Consider the following 21,413-nt stretch of genomic DNA (forward strand, 5'->3'; position numbering starts at 1 on the left):
AGGGCGCCCCGGTGACACAGGTCACACACCACGCCGATGCACGCGCCGACGGAATTCGTCGTCCTCCTGTGCGTAAGAGTCGTACCGCCGCAGCCGCGTGTGAGGGAGCAGGCCTTGTCCACCGTCATCGAGCAGGCCCTACAGGCCCGCCTGGTCGCCTCCTCGCCGCAGCGGGAGACCGTCGCCGCGACCCTGCGCTACGACCGCCGCAACCCCTTCGCCGTGCAGATGGCCTTCCCCGCGCCGGCCACCCTCGAGGGCATCGACGTGTCCTGGGAGTTCTCGCGCGAGCTGCTCGCCGCGGGGGTCGACGAACCGGCCGGGCTCGGCGACGTCCGCGTACGGCCCTTCGGCTACGACCGGACCGTGGTGGAGTTCCACGCCCCGGAGGGCGTCGCGATGGTCCACATCCGCACCTCCGAGGTGCGCCGCTTCCTCGAGCGCGCCCGGCACCTGGTGCCCGAGGGGCGCGAGCACGAGTTCCTGGACCTCGACCAGGACCTGGCCCAGCTGATGCGCGACGCCTGCTGAGCGCGCCGTTTTAATTCCGTTGCCGCCCGCGCTCCGTGGGCGTAGTTTCGTTCCCGGCCCTTGTTGTCGTCGATCGGAGCAGGACGTTGCTCGTCTGAGGTCATGAGACACCGTGTCGCACAGCCGTGTTCGGCGCTGTGCGCGCTGTTGTGTGCGACCTCGGCCCATGAGCCGTCCCGGTGTCTCGCCCGTTGCCCCTTATTTCCACGACGCAACCGGGAGACCCGTATGTCTACCTTCCCCACCTCCATCACCTGCACCGACCTGTCCTTCGCGTGGCCGGACGGCACGCCCGTCCTGGAGGACTTCCAGCTCGCGGTCGGGCCCGGCAGGACCGGCCTGATCGGTCTCAACGGCTCGGGCAAGTCGACCCTGCTGAAGCTGATCGCGGGCGAACTGGCGCCCACCGACGGCACGATCCGCACGGCGGGCGAGATCGGCTACCTGCCGCAGAACGCCACGCTCGACACCGCCCTCCGGGTCGACCAGGCCCTCGGGATCGCCGCCACCCGCGCCGCGCTGCACGCCATCGAGGGCGGTGACGCGAGCGAGGAGCACTTCACGGCGATCGGCGACGACTGGGACGTGGAGGAGCGGGCCCGCGCCACGCTCGACCAGCTGGGCCTCGGCCACATCGGGCTGGACCGCACCATCGGCGAGGTGTCGGGCGGCGAGTGCGTCCTGCTGCGGCTGGCCGCGCTGCTGCTGGCCCGGCCCGATGTGCTGCTGCTCGACGAACCCACCAACAACCTCGACCTGTCGGCGCGCCGCCGTCTGTACGCGGCGGTGTCCTCCTGGTCCGGCGTCCTGGTCGTGGTGAGTCACGACCGTGAACTGCTGGAGCTGGTCGACCAGATCGCCGACCTCCGGGACGGCGAGGTGACCTGGTACGGCGGCGCCTACTCCGCCTACGAGGAGGCGCTCGCCGCCGAACAGGAGGCGGCCGAGCGCATGGTGCGGGTGGCCGAGGCCGATGTGCAGCGGCAGAAGCGCGAACTCGCCGACGCGCACGTGAAGCTGGCGCGCCGCAAGCGGTACGGGCAGAAGATGTTCGACAGCAAGCGCGAACCGAAGATCGTGATGAACGCGCGTAAGCGGGCGGCGCAGGAGTCCGCCGGCAAGCACCGCACCATGCACACCCAGAAGCTCGCCGAGGCCAAGGAGCGGCTCGACGAGGCGGTGGAGGCGGTGCGCGACGACGACGAGATCCGTATCGAGCTGCCGTTCACCGCGGTGCCGCCGGGCCGGGACGTGCTGTTGCTGCGCGACCTGGAGCTGCGGTACGGGGCGCGGGTCGGCGGGGAGTGGGAGCTGCGCGGCCCCGAGCGGATCGCGCTCGTCGGGCGCAACGGTGCCGGCAAGACGACGCTGCTGCGCACCGTCGCCGGGGAGCTGGACCCGGTGGCGGGCGAGGTGGTGGCGCAGGTCCCGCTGCGCTTCCTGCCCCAGCGGCTGGACGTCCTCGACGACGACCTGAGCGTGGTGGACAACGTCGCCCGGTTCGCGCCGGAGGCGACCAACAACCGGATCCGGGCGCGCCTCGCGCGCTTCCTGTTCCGGGGCGCCAAGGCCGATCAGCCGGCCGGGACGCTGTCGGGCGGCGAGCGGTTCCGGGCGGCGCTCGCCGCGCTGCTGCTGGCCGAGCCGGCGCCGCAGCTGCTGATGCTGGACGAGCCGACGAACAACCTCGACATGGCCAGCGTCGCCAAGCTGACGGCGGCGCTGGACGCGTACGAGGGGGCGCTGATCGTGGCGAGCCACGACGTGCCGTTCCTGGAGTCGATCGGGATCACGCGCTGGCTGCTGCTGGAGGGCGGCGAGCTGCGGGCCACGACGGCGGAAGAGGTGCTGGCCGGCCCGTAGCGGGGCGGCGCCGCGAGGAGGTAGCGGGACCCTCGGGAAGCGGGACGGCACCCCGGGCCGTATACCCGACAGGAGGTGTCGGGTATACGGCCTAGCTTCGGCGGTATGGCTTCCGACATCGCGATCTCGGGCGCCCGCGAGAACAACCTCCGGGACGTCTCCCTCTCCCTCCCCAAGAACCGCATCACCGTCTTCACCGGCGTGTCCGGATCCGGCAAGTCGTCGGTCGTCTTCGACACGATCGCCGTCGAGTCGCAGCGCCAGCTGAACGAGACGTTCACCTGGTTCATCCGCAACCGGCTGCCGAAGTACGAGCGGCCGCACGTCGACGCGATCGACGACCTGTCCGTGGCGATCGTCGTCGACCAGAAGCCGATCGGCGGCAACGTCCGCTCGACGGTGGGGACGACGACCGACATCTTCTCGGTGCTCCGGGTGCTGTTCTCCCGCCACGGCACCCCCAGCGCCGGGCCGGCGACCGCGTACTCGTTCAACGACCCGTCGGGGATGTGCCCCGAGTGCGACGGGGTGGGCCGCACGGTCCGGCTCGACCTCGACAGGGCGGTCGACTGGTCGAAGTCGCTCAACGGTGGGGCGCTGCGGCTGCCGGGCACGTCCGTCGGCAGCTGGCAGTGGAAGCTGTACGCCGACTCCGGTCTCTTCGACCCGGACAAGCCGCTCGCCGACTACTCGGAGGAGGAACGCGCGGCGCTGCTGTACGGCACGGGCGGCGGCCACGGCCTGAAGGTGCGGCTGGTGATGGCGTCCGGGGCCGCGGACGTGCGGTTCGAGGGCCTGGTCGACCGGTTCGACCGGCTGTACCTGAAGCGGGACACGGCGGGGCTGTCCGACACGTACAAGGAGACCGTGCGGAACGTCACCACCCAGGGCGTGTGCCCGGCGTGCGGCGGGGCGCGGCTGAACGCGGCGGCGCTCGCCACCCGGATCGACGGGCTGTCGATCGCCGACTACGCGCGGATGGAGGTCGCCGACCTGGTGGAGGTCCTGGCGGGGATCGACGACCCGGTGGCCACGCCGATCGCGGCGGCCGCGCGGGAGCGGCTGGAGAGGCTGGTGGGGATCGGGCTGGGCTATCTGAGCCTGGACCGCGAGACCACCACGCTCTCCGGGGGCGAGGGGCAGCGCCTGAAGATGGTGCGGCACCTGGGCAGTTCGCTGACCGGGCTCACGTTCATCTTCGACGAGCCGAGCGTCGGGCTGCACCCGCGTGACGTGGGGCGGCTCAACGACCTGCTGGTGCGGCTGCGGGACAAGGGCAACACGGTGCTGGTGGTGGAGCACGACCCCGACGTGATGGCGATCGCGGACCACGTCGTCGACATGGGGCCGCGCGCCGGCACGGACGGCGGGGCGGTGGTGTACGCGGGGCCGTACGCCGGGCTGCGCGCGGCGGACACGCTCACGGGGCGGTGCCTGCGCGGGCGTACGCCCCTGAAGGAGACGTTCCGCACGCCGACCGGGGCGTTGCCGGTGACCGGGGCGGGCCTGCACAACCTGAAGGACGTCGACGTCCGCTTCCCGACCGGTGTGCTGACGGTGGTGACGGGGGTGGCCGGTTCGGGCAAGTCGACGCTGGTGTCGGAGGTGTTCACGGCCGCCTACCCGGAGGCGGTGGTCATCGACCAGGGCGCGATCACCGCGTCGTCGCGGTCGACCCCGGCGTCGTACCTCGGGATCATGGACACCGTACGGAAGGTGTTCGCGAAGGAGAACGGCGTCCCCGCCTCGCTGTTCAGTTTCAACTCGGCGGGCGCGTGCGGGGTCTGCTCGGGGCGCGGGGTGATCTGCACGGACCTGGCCTTCATGGACCCGGTCACCACGACGTGCGAGGCGTGCGAGGGGCGCCGGTTCCACGACGACGTCCTGGAGCACCGGGTGCGGGGCAGGTCGGTCGTGGACGTGCTCGGGATGACGGCGGCGGACGCGATCGCCTTCTTCGACGACTCCCGCGGCGATCCGGCGCTGGTGCGCAGGCTGCGGACGCTCAACGAGGTGGGGCTGACGTACCTCACGCTGGGCCAGCCGCTCAGCACGCTGTCGGGCGGGGAGCGCCAGCGGATCAAGCTGGCGACGCAGCTGCACCGCACGGGCAGCGTGTACGTGCTGGACGAGCCGACGACGGGGCTGCACATGGCGGACGTGGGGACGCTCGTGGCGCTGCTGGACCGGCTGGTCGACGCGGGCAACACGGTGGTGTGCGTGGAGCACAACATGGACGTGGTCAAGCGTGCGGACTGGGTGATCGACCTCGGCCCGGAGGGCGGCAAGCACGGTGGGGAGGTGGTCTTCGAGGGCACACCCGCGCGTTTGCTGGAGCACGACGATTCGTTCACGGCCGCGTACCTGCGCCGCGACCTGGGCGTGGAGTGAGCGTCGGTGCGGCGCACGCCGCGTAGCCGGCCGCGGAGCGGGGTAGGGGTCGGCGGTCACCCACTGACGGAGGTCGCCGTGCCGAGCAGAAAAGCCCTGGTCCGCCGCCCGGGCCCGCGCCTCGCCGAGGGCCTGGTCACCCATGTCGAGCGCACCCCCGTCGACCCGGGCCCGGCCCTCGTCCAGTGGGAGGGGTACGTGGCCGCCCTGCGCGCGCACGGGTGGGAGACCGTGGAAGTCGCACCGGCCGACGGCTGCCCGGACGCGGTGTTCGTCGAGGACACGGTGGTGATGTTCCGCAACGTGGCCCTGATCACCCGCCCGGGCGCCCCGTCGCGGCGCCCGGAGACGGCGGCGGTCGAGGAGGCCCTGACGCGGCTGGGCTGCTCGGTGAACCGGGTGCGGGAGCCGGGCACGCTCGACGGGGGTGACGTCCTCAAGATCGGCGACACGCTGTACGTGGGCCGGGGAGGCAGGACCGACGCGGCGGGCGTGGCGCGGTTGCGGGCGGCGTTCGAGCCGCTGGGGGCCCGGGTCGTCACCGTACCGGTGAGCAAGGTGCTGCACCTGAAGTCGGCGGTGACGGCGCTGCCGGACGGCACGGTGATCGGGTACGAGCCGCTGGTGGAGACGCCCTCGCTCTTCCCGCGTTTCCTGCCGGTGCCGGAGGAGTCGGGCGCGCACGTGGTGCTGCTGGGCGGCGCGAAGCTGCTCATGGCGGCGAGCGCCCCGAGGACGGCGGAGCTGTTCGCGGACCTCGGGTACGAGCCGGTGGTGGTCGACATCGGTGAGTTCGAGAAGCTCGAGGGCTGTGTGACCTGCCTCTCCGTGCGCCTCCGCGACCTCCACGCATAACGGAACGTAAGCCTCCATCAGCGGACCCGGGCTTGGCGGAGCCTTACGGCGCCCTTAACCTACGGTTTCGTAACCTACGAGCCCGTAGGTAATTCTCCCGTCCCCAGGAGCAACCGCATGACCCTCACCTCTCCCCACCTCGGCAGTTCGGAAGCGTGGACCGACGCCCGGCTGCTGTACGCCCTGGAGGAGGTGGTCGAGAAGGAGCTCAACCGCCATCTCAAGGTCGTCAAGGACTGGATGCCCCACGAGTACGTCCCGTGGTCGGACGGCCGCAACTTCCCCGGCTTGTTCGAGGACGGCGAAGCCTGGGAGCCGCAGCAGTCGAAGGTCACCGACATCGGCAAGATCGCGCTCGTCGTGAACCTGCTGACCGAGGACAACCTGCCCAGCTACCACCACGAGATCGCCACCCTCTTCGGACGGGACGGCGCGTGGGGCACCTGGGTGCACCGCTGGACCGCCGAGGAGGGCCGGCACGGCATCGTGATGCGCGACTACCTGCTCGCCTCGCGCGCCGTGGACCCGGACAAGCTGGAGCAGTTCCGGATGTCCCACATGAGTGAGGGCTTCGAGTCGGACAACCGCCACTCGATGCTCCACTCGGTCGCGTACGTCGCCTTCCAGGAGCTCGCGACCCGCATCTCGCACCGGAACACCGGGCACCAGTCCGGCGACCCGGTCTGCGACCGGATGCTGGCGCGCATCGCGACCGACGAGAACCTGCACATGGTCTTCTACCGGAACCTGCTGGGCGCGGCCTTCGAGCTGGCCCCGGACCTCACCATGCAGGCGGTGCGGGACGTGGTCGTGAACTTCCGCATGCCGGGGCACGGCATGCCGGGCTTCGAGCGGGCCGCGGCGCAGATGGCGATCGGCGAGATCTACAATCTGCGCATCCACCACGACGACGTGCTCCAGCCGGTGCTGCGCTTCCTGAAGGTCCTGGAGATCGACGGGCTGGGCCCGGAGGGCCTGAAGGCGCAGGAGGAGCTGGGCCTGTACATGGGCGGCCTGGACTCGGAGGCGAGCAAGTTCGACGAGAAGCTCGCCGCCCGCAAGGCCCGCATGGCGGCGCGCGGCCGCTGACTCAGGCCGCTGACCCGGCGGGCGCCGCTGCCCGCCGGGGCGGGGAGACGCCGGGGCGGGGAGACGCGGGGGTTCCGTTTGTGGCGGCGGGCCCCGGCGCACAGGGCGCTCACAGGGAGCGCGCCGGCGCGTCGTACGCTGTGGCGCGTGAAGCCTGTGACCCGCTTTTTCCTGATCGGCGCCCCGATAGCCGTCGCCGCCGCCGTCGTGTTCGGCGGAGGCGACGGTTCCGTGCGCCCTGCCGATGCTGCCGACGAGAGCACCGTCCCGCAGTCGTCCCCCTCGGGGGACCCGTTCAAGGCGGGCACCGAGGACGAGCGGAAGGCGCTGGAGGCACGCATCGCCAAGATGCCGCCCGGGCTGGCCGAGCCGGGCAAGAAGGAGCTGGCCGCGCAGCTGGTGGCCAGCGCCGACAACTCGACCCTCGACTGGCGCGGCGAGTACGACGACATCGAGGACATCGGTGACGGCAACGGCTACACCGCCGGCGTGATCGGCTTCTGCTCCGGCACGAACGACATGCTCCAGCTCGTCGAGTACTACACCGACCAGCACCCCGGCAACCCGCTCGCCGAGTACCTCCCGGCGCTGCGCGCGGTCGACGGCACGGACTCGCACGAGGGCCTCGACCCCGGCTTCACCGCCGCCTGGAAGAAGGCGGCCGAGGACCCCGCCTTCCGCGAGGCGCAGGACGAGATGCGGGACCGCATCTACTTCGACCCGGCCGTGCGGCTGGCGAAGATGGACGGGCTGTCGACGCTCGGCCAGTTCGTCTACTACGACGCGATGGTGCTGCACGGCCCCGGCGTGGGGCCCGAGGCGTTCTACGGCATCCGCGCCGCGGCCATGAAGAAGGCCGAGACCGCGGCGGAGGGCGGCGACGAGAAGGCGTACCTCAACGCCTTCCTGGACGCGAGCCGCGCCGTGATCCAGGCCCAGAAGACCGAGCGGGAGCGGGACACGTCCCGGATCGACACCGCCCAGCGCGTGTTCGTCAAGGCCGGGAACATGGACCTGAAGGTGCCGCTGACGTGGCAGACGTACGGCGAGACGTACCGGGTCACCACGCAGCCTGCCGGTAGTCCTTGAGGAAGACCCCGGAGACCGGCGCCCCCGCCTCGCCGCGCACGATCGGATCGTAGACGCGGGCGGCGCCGTCCACGACGTCCAGCGGGGTCCGGACGCCCGCCGCGGCTATGCGGGCCTTGCGGGGCGCGGGGTTCTCGTCGGTGATCCAGCCGGTGTCGACGCTGCACATGTGGACGCCCTGCGTGGCGAGGTGCTCGGCACTGGTGCGGGTGAGCATGTTGAGCGCCGCCTTGGCCATGTTGGTGTGCGGGTGGCCGGCCGTCTTGTTGCGCACCGCGAACCGGCCCTCGACCGCGCTGACGTTGACCACGTAGCGGCGCGGGTGCGGGGACGCCAGCAGCAGCGGCAGCAGGCGGTCGCACAGCAGCGCGGGCGCCAGGGCGTTGACCAGCTGCGTCTCCAGCACCTCGGCGGGGTCCAGCTCACCGAGGCGCACGGACCAGGAGTTGCGGGGCGCGGGGTCGGGCAGCAGCCCGGTCGCCTCGTCCGCCACACCGTCGAGTACGAGGGCGAGGGCGCCGCTGCCGGGCGCGGGCGGGGCGGTGGCGTAGCCGGGCGCCGCGATGACCCCGGCGGGCGGCTCGCCCGGCTCGCCCGCGTGGAGCGCGGCGTACGACTCGGGCGGGCGCCGGATCGTCTGGGCGGCGTTGTTGACCAGGATGTCGAGGGGGCGGCCGTCGGCGAGGAGCCGCTCGCACAGGCCCAGGACCTGGCGGGGGTCCCGCAGGTCGATCGCGACGACGGTGAGCCGCTCCAGCCACCGCGCACTGCCCTCGGCGGCGCGGAAGCGGCGCAGGGTGTCCTGCGGGAAACGGCTGGTGACGAGGAGTTCGGCGCCGTCGCGGAGCATCATCAGCGCGAGCTGGAACCCTATCTTCACGCGCCCGCCGGTGAGCAGCACCCGGCGGCCGGTCAGGTCGGTGGACAGGGCGCGGCGCGTGGCGTTGTCCTCGGCGCAGGCGGGGCAGAGGCGGTGGTAGAAGGCGTCGGCCTGTCGATAGAGCGCCTTGCAGACATAGCAGTGGCGTGGTGCGAGGAACTCCCCCACCTCGCCCCGGCGGGTGGCCAGCGGCGCGTCCTCGGGCCGGTCGAGGGCTCCGGTGGCGGTGGCGGCGCTGAGCCGGGCGTCGGCCGCGGACCGCGCCTGCTGCCGGGCCTTGCGACGCTTGTTGCGGCTCTCGCGGGCGAACCCGGCGGCGAGCTCCTCGCCGCGCATCCGCAGGGGGTCGTCCAGCGGCAGGGCGCGCAGCCGCCCCACCGTACGGCCGAACACGGCCAACTCGTCGTCCGTCACCGCGCTGTGCTGCTGCTCCATGCGCATGTGATCTTAGGCGAGTGCGGATCGTCCCGGCATCCGGTTAAGTCCCGGGCGGGCGGGGCCGGGGCCCAGGGGCCGGGATGGGCCGGGCCGGTCAGCGTTCCTGGCGCCGGAGCGCGTACCGCTCCTTCTCCGACAGGCCGCCCCAGACACCGAAGCGTTCGTCGTGGGTGAGGGCGTACTCGAGGCAGGCCTCGCGGCCCTCGCAGGCGGCGCACAGGCGCTTGGCCTCGCGGGTGGAGGCCCCGGGATCCGGGAAGAAGAAATCGGGACCCGTCTGGGCGCACAGGGCGGTTTCCTGCCAGGCCAGTTCTTCGTCGGTGGGAGCGGTGCGGTTGATCGGCATGACGGACACGCTGCCCGGTTCCGATAAACGCGACGTCAACGACTGATCAACGCCGGGCCGGCCCGTCCCCGTACGCCGTCGCTCCGCAAGCATGGGCCCCCGGGGACGTGCCCGGCAAGGAGTTCCGGCGGGGTGTCCCGGGCGTCATGGCTGCTGCGGCGTGCTGGTGATGAGCGCGAAGCGGGCGCCGTGGGGGTCGGTGAGGGCGGCGAACCGGCCCACGCCGCCCATCTCGGTCGGGGCCTGGCGGACGCTGCCGCCCAGGCGTTCCGCCTTCGCGGCCGTCCCGTCGGTGTCGAGCACCTCGAAGCAGGGCGTCCAGTACGCACCCTCCGGCGAGCCGGCCGAACCGGTGCCGAGGGGGACCACCCCGCCGAACGCGGCGTCGTCGTCGCCGCCCGCCGGGGCGAGCAGGATGTACGAGTCGACGCCGTCGGGCCAGGGGACGGACGACGACTCGATGCCGAGCACCGCTCCGTAGAAGGCCATCGCGGCGGCCGTGTCCCGCGTGTACAGCTCCAGCCAGCACAGCGAGTTGGGGTCGTTGACCACGTCCAGTCCGCGCGTGGCGTCGCCGGGCTGCCGGACGGCGAATCCGGCGCCCGCCGGGTCGGCGAAGACGGCCGTACGGCCGAGGCCCGCCACGTCCGTCGGCCCCGCGAGCACGGTCCCGCCACCGTCGCGCACGGCCGTGGCGGTCGCGTCGGCGTCGGGCGACTGGAAGTGCACCGTCCAGGCGGGCGGGCCCTCCCCCGGCGGGGTGGCCGTGCCGCCCGCGACGGTCCTCCCGTCGAGCTGGAACACCCCGTGCCCACCCGCCTCGGCACCGGCCGGCCGGAACCGCCAGCCGAACAGGGCGCCGTAGAACGACTCGGCCTCCTGGAGGTCCGGCACGCCGAGGTCGAGCCAGTTCGGCGAGCCGGTGAGGTAACGGGTGGTCAGCATAGGCCCGAGTCTGCGGGGACCGCCGCACCCCCGCATCCAGAGGGCGCCCGCACGAATGACCGGCGCGCCGGGACGACCGGTCTTCGGCCGAGCGACGCCAGGACGCCCGGCCGGCCCTCGGCTGGCCGACGCTCGGGAGCCAAGAACCCGCGCGCGGCCTCCTCAGCCCGGTGCCCGGCCGCGCCCGGCCCCCGGCTCGTGAGCGTCCTCCTGCTAGAACACCGGCATGACCTACCGATTCACCGCGCGCGTCGCCACCACCGAGATCGACCCCGACGGGTACTTCACCGAGGCCGCACTCGCCGAAGGGGAGGACGGAAGCGGTTTCAACTTGATGTTCATGGCCGGGGAAGAGGAGCCCGATGATCAGGAGGTCGCCCTGGGGATGGACACACACTGCCTGGTCACGCCCGGGCAGGGCACCGCGTACGGCTGTGTGCGGGAAGCCGCCATGGAGGGCGACGTTCTCCGCGTCTCGCTCGACCCCGCGGCCCTGGAGGATCTGCGGCTGACGGAGCACGAGATCGAGGCCGTCATCGAAGCGCCGGCCGCGGACGTGAGCCGGTTCCGTGAAGTCCTCGCCCAGGTGCTCGGATACGGGCGCGCCGACGCGGTGCCCACACGTTCGGGCCTCTGACCTGCCCACCGGGCACCTGCGCCAGCGGTACGAGCCGGCGCCCGCGCTCAGTGCGCCGTGTGTCCGGCGCCGGGTGGTGCCGCCGGGTCTCCCGGTGGGGGCGCGGTGTGGTGCGGGTCGTGGCCGGGGATCGTGCCGTCCGGTTTGGCGACCAGGAAGAGGCCGGCCATGCCCATGTCGGAGTGGCTCTGGACGTGGCAGTGGTACATCCAGGCCCCGGCGCCCACGCCCTCTCCGGCGATGATCTGGAAGCCGAAGGAGTCGGCCGGGCCGGTGATCTTGTTGTCGATGACCTGGCTGGGGTCGTCGGGGCCGGTGAGTATGCCGGTGCGGTTGTCGGCCCACCGGTGTCCGTGCATATGGAAAGTGTGGTAGTACTCGCCGTGCGTGATCATGATGATCTCGACCCGGTCGCCCACCGTGGCCCGGAAGTCGGGACTCCGGTGTCCGGGCCGGTTGTTGATCGTCATGTCGTTGAAGACGATCGTGAACTGTTTGTCCGGCAGGACGTCCCCCTTGCGCCGCACGACGACCGGCCCGTACAGCCCCTTGCGGATGCCGCCCGTGCCGTGGTCGGTGCCCACGACGTGGTCGTGGTAGTGCCAGTAACCGGCGCTGCCGGCGCGCCAGGTGCCGTCCTTGCGGCGGCCCGGGGCGTGGGTGCGCCAGGTGTAGGTGCGGGTGGCGCCGGGCTCCACGTGGCTCCGGTTCGCCCTCGTGCCGTCGCTGGCCACGTCGTAGTCGACACCGTGGACGTGCAGGCTGGCCGGGACGTCCATGGTGTTCTCGAACTCGATGTGCAGGGTGTCCCCTTCGTTGAGTTCGATCAGCGGGCCGGGGACGGTGGCCTTCCCCTTCTCCAGGCCGTAGCCCATCTGCCCGTCCGGCAACTTCTCCGCGTACAGCCTGAGATGGCGCACCTGTCCGCCGGCCGGAGCGGTCGGCGGCGGCGTCTCGGCCGATGCCGCGTCGGTCGCGGAGGCGAGCGACAACGATGTCACACCGGTCGCGGCAACCGCTCCCCCGGCCAGCAGGCGCCGGTTGAAGCTCCGTCGGTCCATGCCGAACTCCCCTGTGCGGTACGGATGCTGAGGGGCGAGGGCGCCCCGGGGACGGCCACACCGTAGCGGGGCGGCCGACGGTTTATCCACAGCCTGGACAAAGTTCGCGGGATTGGTGCCAGGCTATTGGCGTGCTGCGGAAAGAGGTCTAGCTTCGTCGTCGTTTGCTGTGACCACAGAGGGGTGGGTGAACACATGCACCGTGCACCACATCACCGGTCGAAATCCCGCCGCGGAGCGGCGGCGCTCGCCGTCGGAGCCCTGGCGGCCTCCCTGCTCGGCGGCACCGCGGCCACCGCGGAACCCAACCCCGGCGAGCCGGGCCCCGGCAGTCGGACAACGTTGTCGATCCCTTCACCGCCGGGTGGTGCCGATGTGCGGGTGCTGGTCTTCCACGCCTCGGCGGCGCCCGAGTCGCCGACCGTCGACGCCGGTATCGCCGCGATCGAGGCGATCGGCCGGTCCGGCCCGGACGCCCAGCGGTTCCGCACCGAGGCCACGGACGACGCCGCCGTCTTCACAGAGGCCCGCAGGCTCGGCCGGTACAACGCCGTGGTCTTCCTGACCGGCGCCGGCGACGTGCTCGACCCCGAGCAGGAGGCGGGCCTGGAGGCGTACATGGAGGCCGGCGGCGGGTTCCTCGGCGTCCACGACGCGGCCCGCACCGAGCCCTATTCGGACTGGTTCACCGGCCTCGTCGGCGCCCGGCCGGCCCCGGGCGCGGCCCCCGCCGTCCAGCGCGCCACCGTCGAGGTCGGCGACCGGCGGCATCCGGCCACGGAGAAGCTCCCGCTCACCTGGAAGCGCCCCGACCGGTGGCTCAACTGGGCGGTCAACCCGTCGGGCACCGTGCACACGGTCGCCCGGGTCAGGGAGAGCACCTACAAGCCGGGCCCCGGCGCCAACGGCTGGGACCACCCGGTCTCGTGGTGCCGTGACTACGACGGGGGCCGCTCCTTCTACACCGGCATGGGCGGTACGGCCGACTCGTTCGCCGAGACCGACTTCCGCGACCACCTGCGGGGCGCCCTGCTGTGGACGACGCGGCTCTCCCGGGCGGACTGCAAGGCCACCATCGACACCAACTACACGGCGGAACGGGTCACCAGGCCCAACCAGCCGGGCCAGAACGACCAGATCGGCGAGCCGCACGGCCTGGTGGCCGCCCCGGACGGCCGCGTCCTCTACATCGGGCGCGGCGGCGCCGACTCCTCCCGCCCGGTGGTGACCGACTGGAACGACCCGGACGTCGGCAAGGGCCGGGGCGAGGTCCACGTGTACGACCCGAGGACGAAACAGGTGCGGCTCGCGGGCGCGCTCACGGTCTTCGGCAACAAGGGCGGCGGGGACGAGCTGACGAAGAACGAGGAGGGGCTCCTCGGCATCGAGCTCGACCCCGGTTTCCTGACCAACGGCTGGGTGTACCTGCACTACACCCCGCATGCGCGGATCAACCGCGACACCCGCACGGCCGAGCGGTACGTGTCCCGGTTCACCCTCGACGCGGCCACCGGCAGGCTGGACATGGCGAGCGAGAAGGTGCTGCTCAAGTGGCCGGTGCAGATCCACAGTTGCTGCCACGCGGGCGGCGGCATGGCCTGGGACTCCGAGGAGAACCTGTACATCGCCACCGGTGACAACAACTCCAGCGGCTTCAGCTCGGGCTACTCGGGAAACAACCCGGAGCCCGACTTCAAGGGCGTCTCGTTCGCCGACGCCCGCCGCACCTCGGGCAACACCAACAACCTCAACGGCAAGATCCTCCGCATCCACCCGGAGGACGACGGGACGTACACGATCCCCGAGGGCAATCTGTTCACCGGCCGGGAGCCGGACGAGGGGGGCGGCAAGACGCGGGGCGAGATCTATGTGATGGGGGTGCGCAACCCGGCGCGGATCTTCGTCGACCAGCAGACCGACGTCCTGTACGCGGGGTGGGTCGGCCCCGACGCGGGCGAGCCGTCCACGACGTGGGGCCCGGCCAAGTACGACACGTTCGCCGCGATCACGAAGGCGGGCAACCACGGCTGGCCGTACTGCATGGGCAACAACCAGCCGTACCGCGACCGGAACCTGCCCGATCCGGGCAAGCCGCTGGGCTGGTACGACTGCGCCCACCCGAGGAACGAGTCGCCGAACAACGACGGTCTGGTCAACCTGCCTCCGGTCACGCCGAACACCATCTGGTACTCGCCGCAGGGCGGCGGGGTGGACTACCCGCGTGACGCGAACGGCGTGCCCAGCTACCGGCCGGCGGAGCAGAAGCTGCTGCTGCCGTGGCTGAAGGGCGGCGGCCAGGCCACCATGAACGGGCCGGTGTACCGCTTCGACGCGGCGTCGGACAGCACGGTCAAGTGGCCGGCGTACTGGGACGGCAAGTGGTTCGTCGGCGACTTCTACGACGGGGACCAGCCGCGGCACGCGGTGCTGACCGACCCGAGGACGGTCGGCAAGGGCGGTCTGCCGGTGCACGCCGAGTCCCTGAAGAAGATCATTCCGGTGGGGGCGAAGGGCATCCGCAACCTGATGGACTGGAAGTTCGCGCCGGACGGTTCGCTGTACGTCCTGGACTACGGGCGCGGGTTCTTCACGTCCGACTCCGCGTCCGCGCTCTGGCGCGTGACCTACCAGGGCGGTGAGCCGACGCCGGCCGCCGGCGCTCTCGCGAGGAAGGCGGCCGGACAGTGAGGGACCGTACCGTGATGAGCCGCCGCTTCCGGCTGTGGACGGCCGTGCTCGCGTCCGTGCTGATGGTCCTCGGGCTGACGTCGACCGCCGCCCACGGCCGGCCCGACAACGGCCCCGAGGGCGCGGCGGAGCAGGTGCTGACCTGGACCGCCGGTGACCCCATCGACCGCTATCTCACCTTCCCCGCGACCGCGGTGGCGGGCCCGACGACGATCGTCTTCGAGAACAGCGCGGCCACCGGCAACACCACCGGGATGCCGCACACGCTGACGTTCGACGTGTCGGACCCGGAGTACAACAACGACGTACCGCTGAACATCCTCGCCAATCCGGGCGACGACCAGGGCGGCAGGCACACCGCGCAGGTGACGCTGACGCCCGGGCGCTACCGCTTCCACTGCACCATCCCCGGTCACGGCGCGATGCAGGGCATCCTCACGGTCACGGAAGGGGGCGGCGGCGAGGACACCACGGCGCCCGAGACCGCCGCGAAGGTCGAGGGCGAGCGTGACGCGGACGGCGCGTACATCGGCCACGCCAACGTCACGGTGTCGGCGACCGACACGGGTGGCTCCGGTGTGGACCGGATCGAGTACGCACTCGGGGCGGACGGCGCCTGGCAGCCGTACACCGGCCCGGTGATGGTCCACCAGGTGGGCACCCACACGGTCCGCCACCGCGCCACGGACAAGGCGGGCAACACCTCCGCCGAGAAGGCCGTGGACTTCGCCGTCGTCGCCCCGCCGACGGACGACAAGGCCCCGCCGGAGACGTCGGCCACGGTCAGCGGCGAGAAGAACGAGCAGGGTGAGTACATCGACATGGCGACGGTCACCGTCACCGCGTCCGACACCGGCTCGGGCGTCAACACCATCGAGTACGCGCTCGGGACCGGCGCATGGCAGCCCTACACCGCCCCGGTGATGGTGCACCGGGCGGGCAGCCACACGGTCCGCTACCGGGCCACCGACCGGGCGGGGAACGCGGCGGCGGAGAAGTCGGTGACGTTCACCGTCGTCGTCCCGCCCGCCGAGGACACCACCCCGCCGGAGACCACGGCCACGGTCACGGGCGCCAAGAACTCGGACGGCGCCTTCGTCACCAGCGCCACCGTGACGATCGCGGCGGCCGACACCGGTGGCTCGGGCGTGGACAAGGTCGAGTACTCCCTGGACGGCGGGCCCTACCTGGCGTACGGGTCACCGGTCGTCGTGGACCGGGTGGGCCACCACACGGTGCTGCACCGGGCCACCGACAAGGCGGGCAACACCTCGGCGGCCGGACGGGTGAGCTTCGACGTCGCCCAGGGCGGCGGGGTCCCGGCACCCGGCTGCCCCGAGTACGACGAGCGGCTCACGGTCATCGTCGGCACCGTCGACAGCGGCGTACCGAACCGGATGACCCGCGGCCGGTGCACCGTGGGCGAGCTGATCGAGGACGAGAAGGACTGGTCGTCGCACGCGCTGTTCCTCAAGCACGTGGACACCGTGCTGGACAGGCTGCTCGCGGAAGGGGTGATCGACGCCCGGGAGCACCGGACGGTGTACCGGGCGGCCAGACAGTCCGGCATCGGCAAGCCGGGCCAGAACACCGGCTACCGCCCGCTGTTCGACGGCTCGGCGGCCTCCTTCGCCAGGTGGCAGCACGTGGGGGGCGGCTCGTTCGGCCTCAACGGGGACGGCTCGATGACCAGCGGCACCACGGTCCCGGGCATGGGCATGCTGTGGTTCCCGCAGCGGCGGTACGGGGACTTCTCGCTGAAGCTCCGGTGGCGTGACGACGCGCCGGGCACGGGCAACGCGAACTCCGGTGTCTTCGTCCGCTTCCCCGGTGTCCACGACCACCCGGAGGAGTCCCGGCCGGAGTGGGTCGCCATCAACTACGGGCACGAGGTGCAGGTCCTGGACCGGCCGGACGGCGACATGTACAAGACGGGTTCCGTCTACGGGTTCGACCGCTTGGGCCTGGGCGGCGCGGGCGTCACCCCGAAGGGCACCTGGAACGACTACGAGATCCGGGTGGAGGGCCAGCACTACTCGGTCTTCCGCAACGGGGTCCTGATCAACGAGTTCGACAACACGGGCGGCCAGGACTTCTCCCCGCCGCGCGCCGGCGACCCGGGCACGGACGGCCGGCGGTACGCGACCGGCTACATCGGCCTCCAGGTCCACGGCACGACGGATGTCATCTCCTACCGCGACATCCGGATCAAGGAGCTCTGACCGGTCTCACGGCATCCCGGCACCTGCCCGCCCGCGGAGGGCGCTCCGCGGGCGGGCAGGGCCGTTTCGCGGCAGGCGGGCTGAACGGACCCGTACGTCAGTCTGAACTTCACGACGCACGCCGCGTCGTCGTCCTCCCTTGGGCGTGGAGACGTTGAACGCCGGGCCGCGGCTGTCGGTGGACCAGCCCGTCTCGCCGCAGTACGCGACTGCGGGTAGGTCAGTCGGCCTTCTTGGCGCGGCTCGGCTGGACCCGCTTGGGCTCCCCCGGCATCTTCGGGTAGTCCGGCGGGTACGGCAGGTCCTCCAGGCCGTGGTCGCGCTCGTCCCTGGCCGCCAGCTCCAGCAGGCTGTCCAGCGAGAAGGCGTGGTCGTCCATGTCCGCGTGGATGTCGCCGTGGTCGGCGAACCGCACGGGCATGGTCGCCAGGTCGAAGTCGCGGGGGTCGACGTCGTCCAGTTCGTCCCAGTGCAGCGGGGCGGAGACGGGGGCGTGCGGCTTGGGGCGGATCGAGTAGGCGGAGGCGATGGTCCGGTCGCGGGCGGTCTGGTTGTAGTCGACGAAGATCCGCTCGCCGCGCTCCTCCTTCCACCAGGCGGTGGTGACCCGGCCGGGCATCCGGCGTTCGAGTTCGCGGCCGACGGCGATGGCCGCGCGGCGGACACGGGTGAAGTCCCAGCGCGGTTCGATCGGTACGTAGACGTGGACGCCGCGTCCGCCGGAGGTCTTGGGCCAGCCGCGCAGGCCGTGCTCGTCGAGCAGGGCGTGCAGTTCGTGGGCGGCGGCGACGGCTTCGGCGAACGCGGTGCCGGGCTGCGGGTCCAGGTCGATGCGCAGTTCGTCGGGGTGGTCGGTGCGGTCGCCCCGTACGGGCCAGGGGTGGAAGGTGAGGGTGCCGAGGTTGGCGGCCCACAGGACGGCGGCGATCTCGGTGGGGCGGATCTCGTCGGCGAAGCGGCCGCTGGGGAAGGTGATGTGGGCGGTGGGAATCCAGTCGGGGAGGTTCTTGGGCGCGCGTTTCTGGAAGAAGGACTCGCCCTCGACGCCGTCGACGAACCGTTCGAGGGTCGTCGGGCGGTCGCGCAGGGCGCGGGTGATGCCCTCGCCGACGGCGAGGAAGTAGCGTGCCACGTCCAGCTTCGTGAAGCCGCGCTCCGGGAAGTACACCTTGTCCGGGTTGGACAGGCGTACGGTCCGCCCGCCGGCCTCCAGCTCCACCGCGTTTCCCATGGGCGCCACAGTAGGGCGCACAGACAGGCCTCGCATATCGGGCATACCGCCTGCGGGTCGGGCAGAATCGAGCCATGGACCTGCCGGTGATGCCCCCCGTGAAGCCCATGCTGGCCAAGTCCGTGAAGAACATCCCGCCCGGTATGCAGTACGAGGCCAAGTGGGACGGCTTCCGGGCCATCGTCCACCGGGACGGACCCGAGCTGGTGATCGGCAGCCGCACCGGCAAACCCCTCACCCGGTACTTCCCCGAGCTGGTCGGCGGGCTGCCGCCGCGGCTGCCGGAGCGCTGTGTCGTCGACGGCGAGATCGTGATCGCCCACGAGGGGCGGCTGGACTTCGACCGGCTCACCGAGCGCATCCACCCGGCCGCCTCCCGGGTGACGATGCTCTCCGAACGCACGCCCGCCCGGTTCATCGCCTTCGACCTGCTCGCGCTCGGCGACGAGTCGCTGATGGACACGCCGCTCACCGCGCGCAGGGCGGCACTGGAGGAGGCGCTGCACGGTGCCGACGCCCCCGTGCACCTGGCCCCGTCGACCACCGACATCGACGTGGCGCGGGGCTGGTTCGACCAGTACGAGGGCGCCGGGCTCGACGGGGTGATCGCCAAGCCCCTGGACCTGCTCTACCGGCCCGACGCACGGCTCATGTACAAGATCAAGCACGAGCGGACCGCCGACGTCGTCGTGGCCGGCTACCGCTTCCACAAGAGCGGACCGGTCGTGGGCTCGCTCCTGCTCGGCCTGTACGACGACCACGGCGCCCTCCAGCACGTCGGCGTCTGCGCCGCGTTCACCGCGAAGCGGCGCGCGGAGCTGATCGAGGAGCTGGAGCCGCTGCGCATGGACCCGCCCGAGGGCCACCCGTGGGCCGCGTGGACGGAGGAGGCGGCGCACGAGACGGCCCGGCTGCCCGGCGCGCCGAGCCGCTGGTCGGGCAAGAAGGACCTGTCCTGGGTGGCGCTGCGGCCCGAGCTGGTGTGCGAGGTCGGGTACGACCACATGGAGGGCACCCGGTTCCGTCACACGGCCCAGTTCCGCCGGTGGCGGCCGGACCGTGCGCCGGAGAGCTGCGGGTACGGGCAGTTGGAGGAGCCGGTCTCGTACGACCTCGGTGAGGTGCTGTCAGGGGGTGGCGGCGGGGGGTGAGCAGGGGCCGCCGGCCGGGCCGGCCTCCGGGGACGGGCTGGGGCTGGGCGTACCGGTGGGGGCGGGAGGCGTGGAGGGGCAGGTGGGGTCGGGGGACGGTTCCGTCGGGCCCGGGGTGGGCGTGGTGGACGGGGAGGGCGACGGCAACGGGGAGGGGGTCGTGGACGGGGAGGGCGACGGGGACGGGCCCGGTGTCGTGGGCGGGGGCGGGGTGGACGACGGGGGCGGGGTGAAGGGCGGCCGGGTCGGCGGCGCGGTGGGACGCGGACCGGCGGACGGGCCGGCGGAGGGCTGCGGGCCGACCACGATCCCGCCACCACCCGCGCCCGCGCCCGCACCGGGTGCCGTGGCCGGCTTCGTACCCCTGCCGCCGCCGGTGCCCTCCCGGTGGCCCGCGCCGGGGCTCACCGGGAGCACCCCCGTGGTGTCCGGCACCGGATGCGCGCCGTCGCGATAGAAGGCCAGCCACGCCAGCACGGTCCGCAGATAGGCGTCCGAGTGGTTGTACGCCAGGACGGCCGCGTGCAGGTCGGCCGTGACCGTGAGGGTCCGCCCGCCGGCGCACAGGTAGCGCCCGGCGGCCAGGGCGGCGTCGTACACGTTGCCCGGGTCCCGGCGGCCGTCGCCGTTGCCGTCCGCGCCCCAGCGGGCCCAGGTCGACGGGATGAACTGCATGGGCCCGACCGCCCGGTCGAAAACCGTGTTCCCGTCGTACGCGCCGCCGTCGGTGTCGGTGATCCTGGCGAACCCGGCGCCGTCCAGCACCGGCCCCAGGATCGGCTCCAGGGTGGTGCCGCGGGCGTCCACGCGGCCGCCGCGCGCCTGGCCCGACTCGACCCTGCCGATCGCGGCCAGCAGCTGCCACGGCAGCCGGCAGCCCGGGTCGGTACGGGCGACGGCCGCCTCGGCGCGCCGGTAGGCGGCCAGGACGGTGGCGGGTATCCCCGCGTGGAGCGTGACCGGTGCGGGCGCGGCCGCGGGGGCGCCGCCGCCCGGCCGGGGTGCCCGGGCGGGCTCCGGCACCCGGAGCGGGGGGAGCTCCGTGTGGTACGCCCCGTCATCGGGTGGCGCCGGGGCGGTGGTCCCGGGCCGGCTGTCCGCCGTCGGTGTCCCGGCGGCCGGCAGGGAGCCGCTCGCGAAGCCGGGCGCCTGGGACGCGGTCAGCGCGGCCATCGCGGCGACGGCCGCCGCCGTCCCGGCCGCTCCCCGGCGCGCCCTCCCCGCCCGTGATTTCATCGTCCTCAGGGCCCGCACGGGCCTGGTGTGCCTCATCGGCCCGCTCCCAGGGTGTCGATGGCGGTGATGCGCCAGGTGGTGTCCTTCCGTACCGCCTCAACCGCGAACATGGCGGCGCCGTACGCGGTCTCGGCCTTCTTCGCCGCCGTACGGGTGTTGCTCTGGTCGGCGTAGACCAGCACCCGTGCCCGGTCGCCGTCGATCAGCTCCACCCCGCTGTGGGTGACGGTGGTGGTGAGGACGAGCTTCTGCTGCGCCGCCTGCGCCCGTACCGGTGCGAGCAGGGCTCGGTGCTGCCCGACCGCCTTGCCGGTGAGGTGGGCGCGCACCGCCTTGTCGGCCGCTGCCGGGGTCGCGTAGTCGTAGGAGAACAGCTCGTTCACCGCCTTGGTGACCTGGCCCTTCAGCTCGCTGGTCCGGGCGATGTCGGTGAGCGCGGCGTTGCGGGCGGCGGGCGTGTCGCGCAGGGCGGCGGCCTCCCCCGCGGCCCAGGCGGCGAAACCGCCCAGCAGGACGGTGAGGACGCCCAGCGCGGCGGGCAGCCGGCGGCGCGGACGGGCCCGGGGCGGTGGGTCCGGCTCGGTGCGGGGGCTGCGCGGGGCGCGCCGGGGGCGTGCGGTGCGCGCCGGTTCCGCGCCGGCCGCGGGGGGCGCCTGCGCGGCCGCCCGCGCCGCCGTCCGCGTGGAGTCCTGCGCGGTCGCCAGGCGGCGCTGCCGGTTGATGAGGTGACGGGTCGTCGACATGGGGGCCGGGTCCTCTC

At 72.6% G+C, this 21,413-nt stretch carries 17 protein-coding genes; 10 read left to right on the top strand and 7 right to left on the bottom strand.

Annotated features, from left to right (window positions below; all coding sequences use genetic code 11):
- The first annotated feature begins 114 nt into the window (after positions 1-114).
- From ssgD to EIZ62_RS04590, 6 genes are all read left to right on the top strand, one after another.
- Positions 115-531, top strand: a complete 417-nt coding sequence (gene ssgD, locus EIZ62_RS04565) for a spore wall synthesis regulator SsgD (RefSeq protein WP_156691427.1) — start codon at positions 115-117, stop codon at positions 529-531.
- Positions 532-759: 228 nt separating this feature from the next.
- On the top strand, positions 760-2,394 hold the full coding sequence (locus EIZ62_RS04570; RefSeq protein WP_156691428.1) for an ABC-F family ATP-binding cassette domain-containing protein: 1,635 nt from the start codon (positions 760-762) through the stop codon (positions 2,392-2,394).
- 105 nt (positions 2,395-2,499) lie between these two features.
- Entirely contained in the window at positions 2,500-4,785 is a 2,286-nt protein-coding gene (locus EIZ62_RS04575) for an ATP-binding cassette domain-containing protein (protein ID WP_156691429.1), read from the top strand.
- Between the two features lie 78 nt (positions 4,786-4,863).
- Positions 4,864-5,640 carry a dimethylargininase gene (gene ddaH / locus EIZ62_RS04580; RefSeq protein WP_156691430.1) on the top strand — a complete coding sequence of 259 codons (777 nt, stop codon included), beginning with the start codon at positions 4,864-4,866 and terminating at the stop codon, positions 5,638-5,640.
- Positions 5,641-5,757: 117 nt separating this feature from the next.
- Positions 5,758-6,729, top strand: coding sequence for an acyl-ACP desaturase (locus tag EIZ62_RS04585; RefSeq protein WP_156691431.1), 972 nt, complete (start codon positions 5,758-5,760; stop codon positions 6,727-6,729).
- 156 nt (positions 6,730-6,885) lie between these two features.
- Positions 6,886-7,818 carry a chitosanase gene (locus EIZ62_RS04590; RefSeq protein ID WP_156696204.1) on the top strand — a complete coding sequence of 311 codons (933 nt, stop codon included), beginning with the start codon at positions 6,886-6,888 and terminating at the stop codon, positions 7,816-7,818.
- Here the strand turns inward: EIZ62_RS04590 and EIZ62_RS04595 are convergent.
- From EIZ62_RS04595 to EIZ62_RS04605, 3 genes are all read right to left on the bottom strand, one after another.
- Positions 7,790-9,133, bottom strand: a complete 1,344-nt coding sequence (locus EIZ62_RS04595; RefSeq protein ID WP_156691432.1) for an SDR family NAD(P)-dependent oxidoreductase — start codon at positions 9,131-9,133, stop codon at positions 7,790-7,792. The genes EIZ62_RS04590 and EIZ62_RS04595 overlap by 29 nt on opposite strands.
- 97 nt (positions 9,134-9,230) lie before the next feature.
- Positions 9,231-9,482: a WhiB family transcriptional regulator gene (locus tag EIZ62_RS04600; RefSeq protein ID WP_156691433.1), complete on the bottom strand. Its 252-nt coding sequence runs from the start codon at positions 9,480-9,482 to the stop codon at positions 9,231-9,233.
- A gap of 144 nt (positions 9,483-9,626) precedes the next feature.
- Positions 9,627-10,427, bottom strand: coding sequence for a VOC family protein (locus EIZ62_RS04605; RefSeq protein ID WP_156691434.1), 801 nt, complete (start codon positions 10,425-10,427; stop codon positions 9,627-9,629).
- A gap of 226 nt (positions 10,428-10,653) precedes the next feature.
- Here EIZ62_RS04605 and EIZ62_RS04610 point away from each other — a divergent pair, with 226 nt between their 5' ends.
- On the top strand, positions 10,654-11,064 hold the full coding sequence (locus tag EIZ62_RS04610) for an Imm10 family immunity protein (RefSeq protein WP_156691435.1): 411 nt from the start codon (positions 10,654-10,656) through the stop codon (positions 11,062-11,064).
- Positions 11,065-11,111: 47 nt separating this feature from the next.
- Here EIZ62_RS04610 and EIZ62_RS04615 read toward each other — a convergent pair whose 3' ends face one another.
- The gene (locus tag EIZ62_RS04615; protein WP_156691436.1) at positions 11,112-12,125 is read right to left on the bottom strand and encodes a multicopper oxidase domain-containing protein; all 1,014 of its coding nucleotides are present in this window, start codon (positions 12,123-12,125) and stop codon (positions 11,112-11,114) included.
- A gap of 195 nt (positions 12,126-12,320) precedes the next feature.
- Between EIZ62_RS04615 and EIZ62_RS04620 the strand changes: the two genes are divergently transcribed.
- Entirely contained in the window at positions 12,321-14,813 is a 2,493-nt protein-coding gene (locus tag EIZ62_RS04620; RefSeq protein ID WP_156691437.1) for a ThuA domain-containing protein, read from the top strand.
- 14 nt (positions 14,814-14,827) lie between these two features.
- Positions 14,828-17,035 carry an OmpL47-type beta-barrel domain-containing protein gene (locus tag EIZ62_RS04625; RefSeq protein ID WP_156691438.1) on the top strand — a complete coding sequence of 736 codons (2,208 nt, stop codon included), beginning with the start codon at positions 14,828-14,830 and terminating at the stop codon, positions 17,033-17,035.
- Positions 17,036-17,255: 220 nt separating this feature from the next.
- Here the strand turns inward: EIZ62_RS04625 and ligD are convergent, their stop codons facing one another.
- A complete protein-coding gene (gene ligD / locus EIZ62_RS04630) occupies positions 17,256-18,266 on the bottom strand; it encodes a non-homologous end-joining DNA ligase (protein ID WP_208827765.1) in 1,011 nt (336 codons plus the stop codon).
- Positions 18,267-18,340: 74 nt separating this feature from the next.
- Here ligD and EIZ62_RS04635 point away from each other — a divergent pair, with 74 nt between their 5' ends.
- The gene (locus EIZ62_RS04635) at positions 18,341-19,417 is read left to right on the top strand and encodes an ATP-dependent DNA ligase (RefSeq protein ID WP_156691439.1); all 1,077 of its coding nucleotides are present in this window, start codon (positions 18,341-18,343) and stop codon (positions 19,415-19,417) included.
- Here EIZ62_RS04635 and EIZ62_RS04640 read toward each other — a convergent pair.
- Both EIZ62_RS04640 and EIZ62_RS04645 read right to left on the bottom strand, forming a co-directional pair.
- The gene (locus EIZ62_RS04640; RefSeq protein ID WP_425281795.1) at positions 19,394-20,689 is read right to left on the bottom strand and encodes a lytic transglycosylase domain-containing protein; all 1,296 of its coding nucleotides are present in this window, start codon (positions 20,687-20,689) and stop codon (positions 19,394-19,396) included. The two genes, EIZ62_RS04635 and EIZ62_RS04640, sit on opposite strands and share 24 nt — an antisense overlap.
- Positions 20,686-21,396 (bottom strand): nuclear transport factor 2 family protein, encoded by a 711-nt coding sequence (locus EIZ62_RS04645; RefSeq protein ID WP_156691440.1) that lies wholly within the window; start codon positions 21,394-21,396, stop codon positions 20,686-20,688. The genes EIZ62_RS04640 and EIZ62_RS04645 overlap by 4 nt, the downstream gene beginning before the upstream one ends.
- Positions 21,397-21,413: the final 17 nt, after the last annotated feature.

Origin of the sequence: Streptomyces ficellus, assembly GCF_009739905.1 — a bacterium.
GTDB classification, from domain to species: Bacteria; Actinomycetota; Actinomycetes; order Streptomycetales; family Streptomycetaceae; genus Streptomyces; species Streptomyces ficellus_A.

Bases quoted from the DNA above. Each gene is read 5' to 3' on its own strand.
- EIZ62_RS04570 (WP_156691428.1), top strand. From the start codon at position 760: ATGTCTACCTTCCCCACCTCCATCACCTGCACCGACCTGTCCTTCGCG.
- EIZ62_RS04575 (WP_156691429.1), top strand. From the start codon at position 2,500: ATGGCTTCCGACATCGCGATCTCGGGCGCCCGCGAGAACAACCTCCGG.
- EIZ62_RS04585 (WP_156691431.1), top strand. From the start codon at position 5,758: ATGACCCTCACCTCTCCCCACCTCGGCAGTTCGGAAGCGTGGACCGAC.
- EIZ62_RS04595 (WP_156691432.1), bottom strand. From the start codon at position 9,133: ATGGAGCAGCAGCACAGCGCGGTGACGGACGACGAGTTGGCCGTGTTC.
- EIZ62_RS04600 (WP_156691433.1), bottom strand. From the start codon at position 9,482: ATGCCGATCAACCGCACCGCTCCCACCGACGAAGAACTGGCCTGGCAG.
- EIZ62_RS04605 (WP_156691434.1), bottom strand. From the start codon at position 10,427: ATGCTGACCACCCGTTACCTCACCGGCTCGCCGAACTGGCTCGACCTC.
- EIZ62_RS04610 (WP_156691435.1), top strand. From the start codon at position 10,654: ATGACCTACCGATTCACCGCGCGCGTCGCCACCACCGAGATCGACCCC.
- EIZ62_RS04615 (WP_156691436.1), bottom strand. From the start codon at position 12,125: ATGGACCGACGGAGCTTCAACCGGCGCCTGCTGGCCGGGGGAGCGGTT.
- EIZ62_RS04620 (WP_156691437.1), top strand. From the start codon at position 12,321: ATGCACCGTGCACCACATCACCGGTCGAAATCCCGCCGCGGAGCGGCG.
- EIZ62_RS04625 (WP_156691438.1), top strand. From the start codon at position 14,828: ATGAGCCGCCGCTTCCGGCTGTGGACGGCCGTGCTCGCGTCCGTGCTG.
- ligD (WP_208827765.1), bottom strand. From the start codon at position 18,266: ATGGGAAACGCGGTGGAGCTGGAGGCCGGCGGGCGGACCGTACGCCTG.
- EIZ62_RS04635 (WP_156691439.1), top strand. From the start codon at position 18,341: ATGGACCTGCCGGTGATGCCCCCCGTGAAGCCCATGCTGGCCAAGTCC.
- EIZ62_RS04640 (WP_425281795.1), bottom strand. From the start codon at position 20,689: ATGAGGCACACCAGGCCCGTGCGGGCCCTGAGGACGATGAAATCACGG.
- EIZ62_RS04645 (WP_156691440.1), bottom strand. From the start codon at position 21,396: ATGTCGACGACCCGTCACCTCATCAACCGGCAGCGCCGCCTGGCGACC.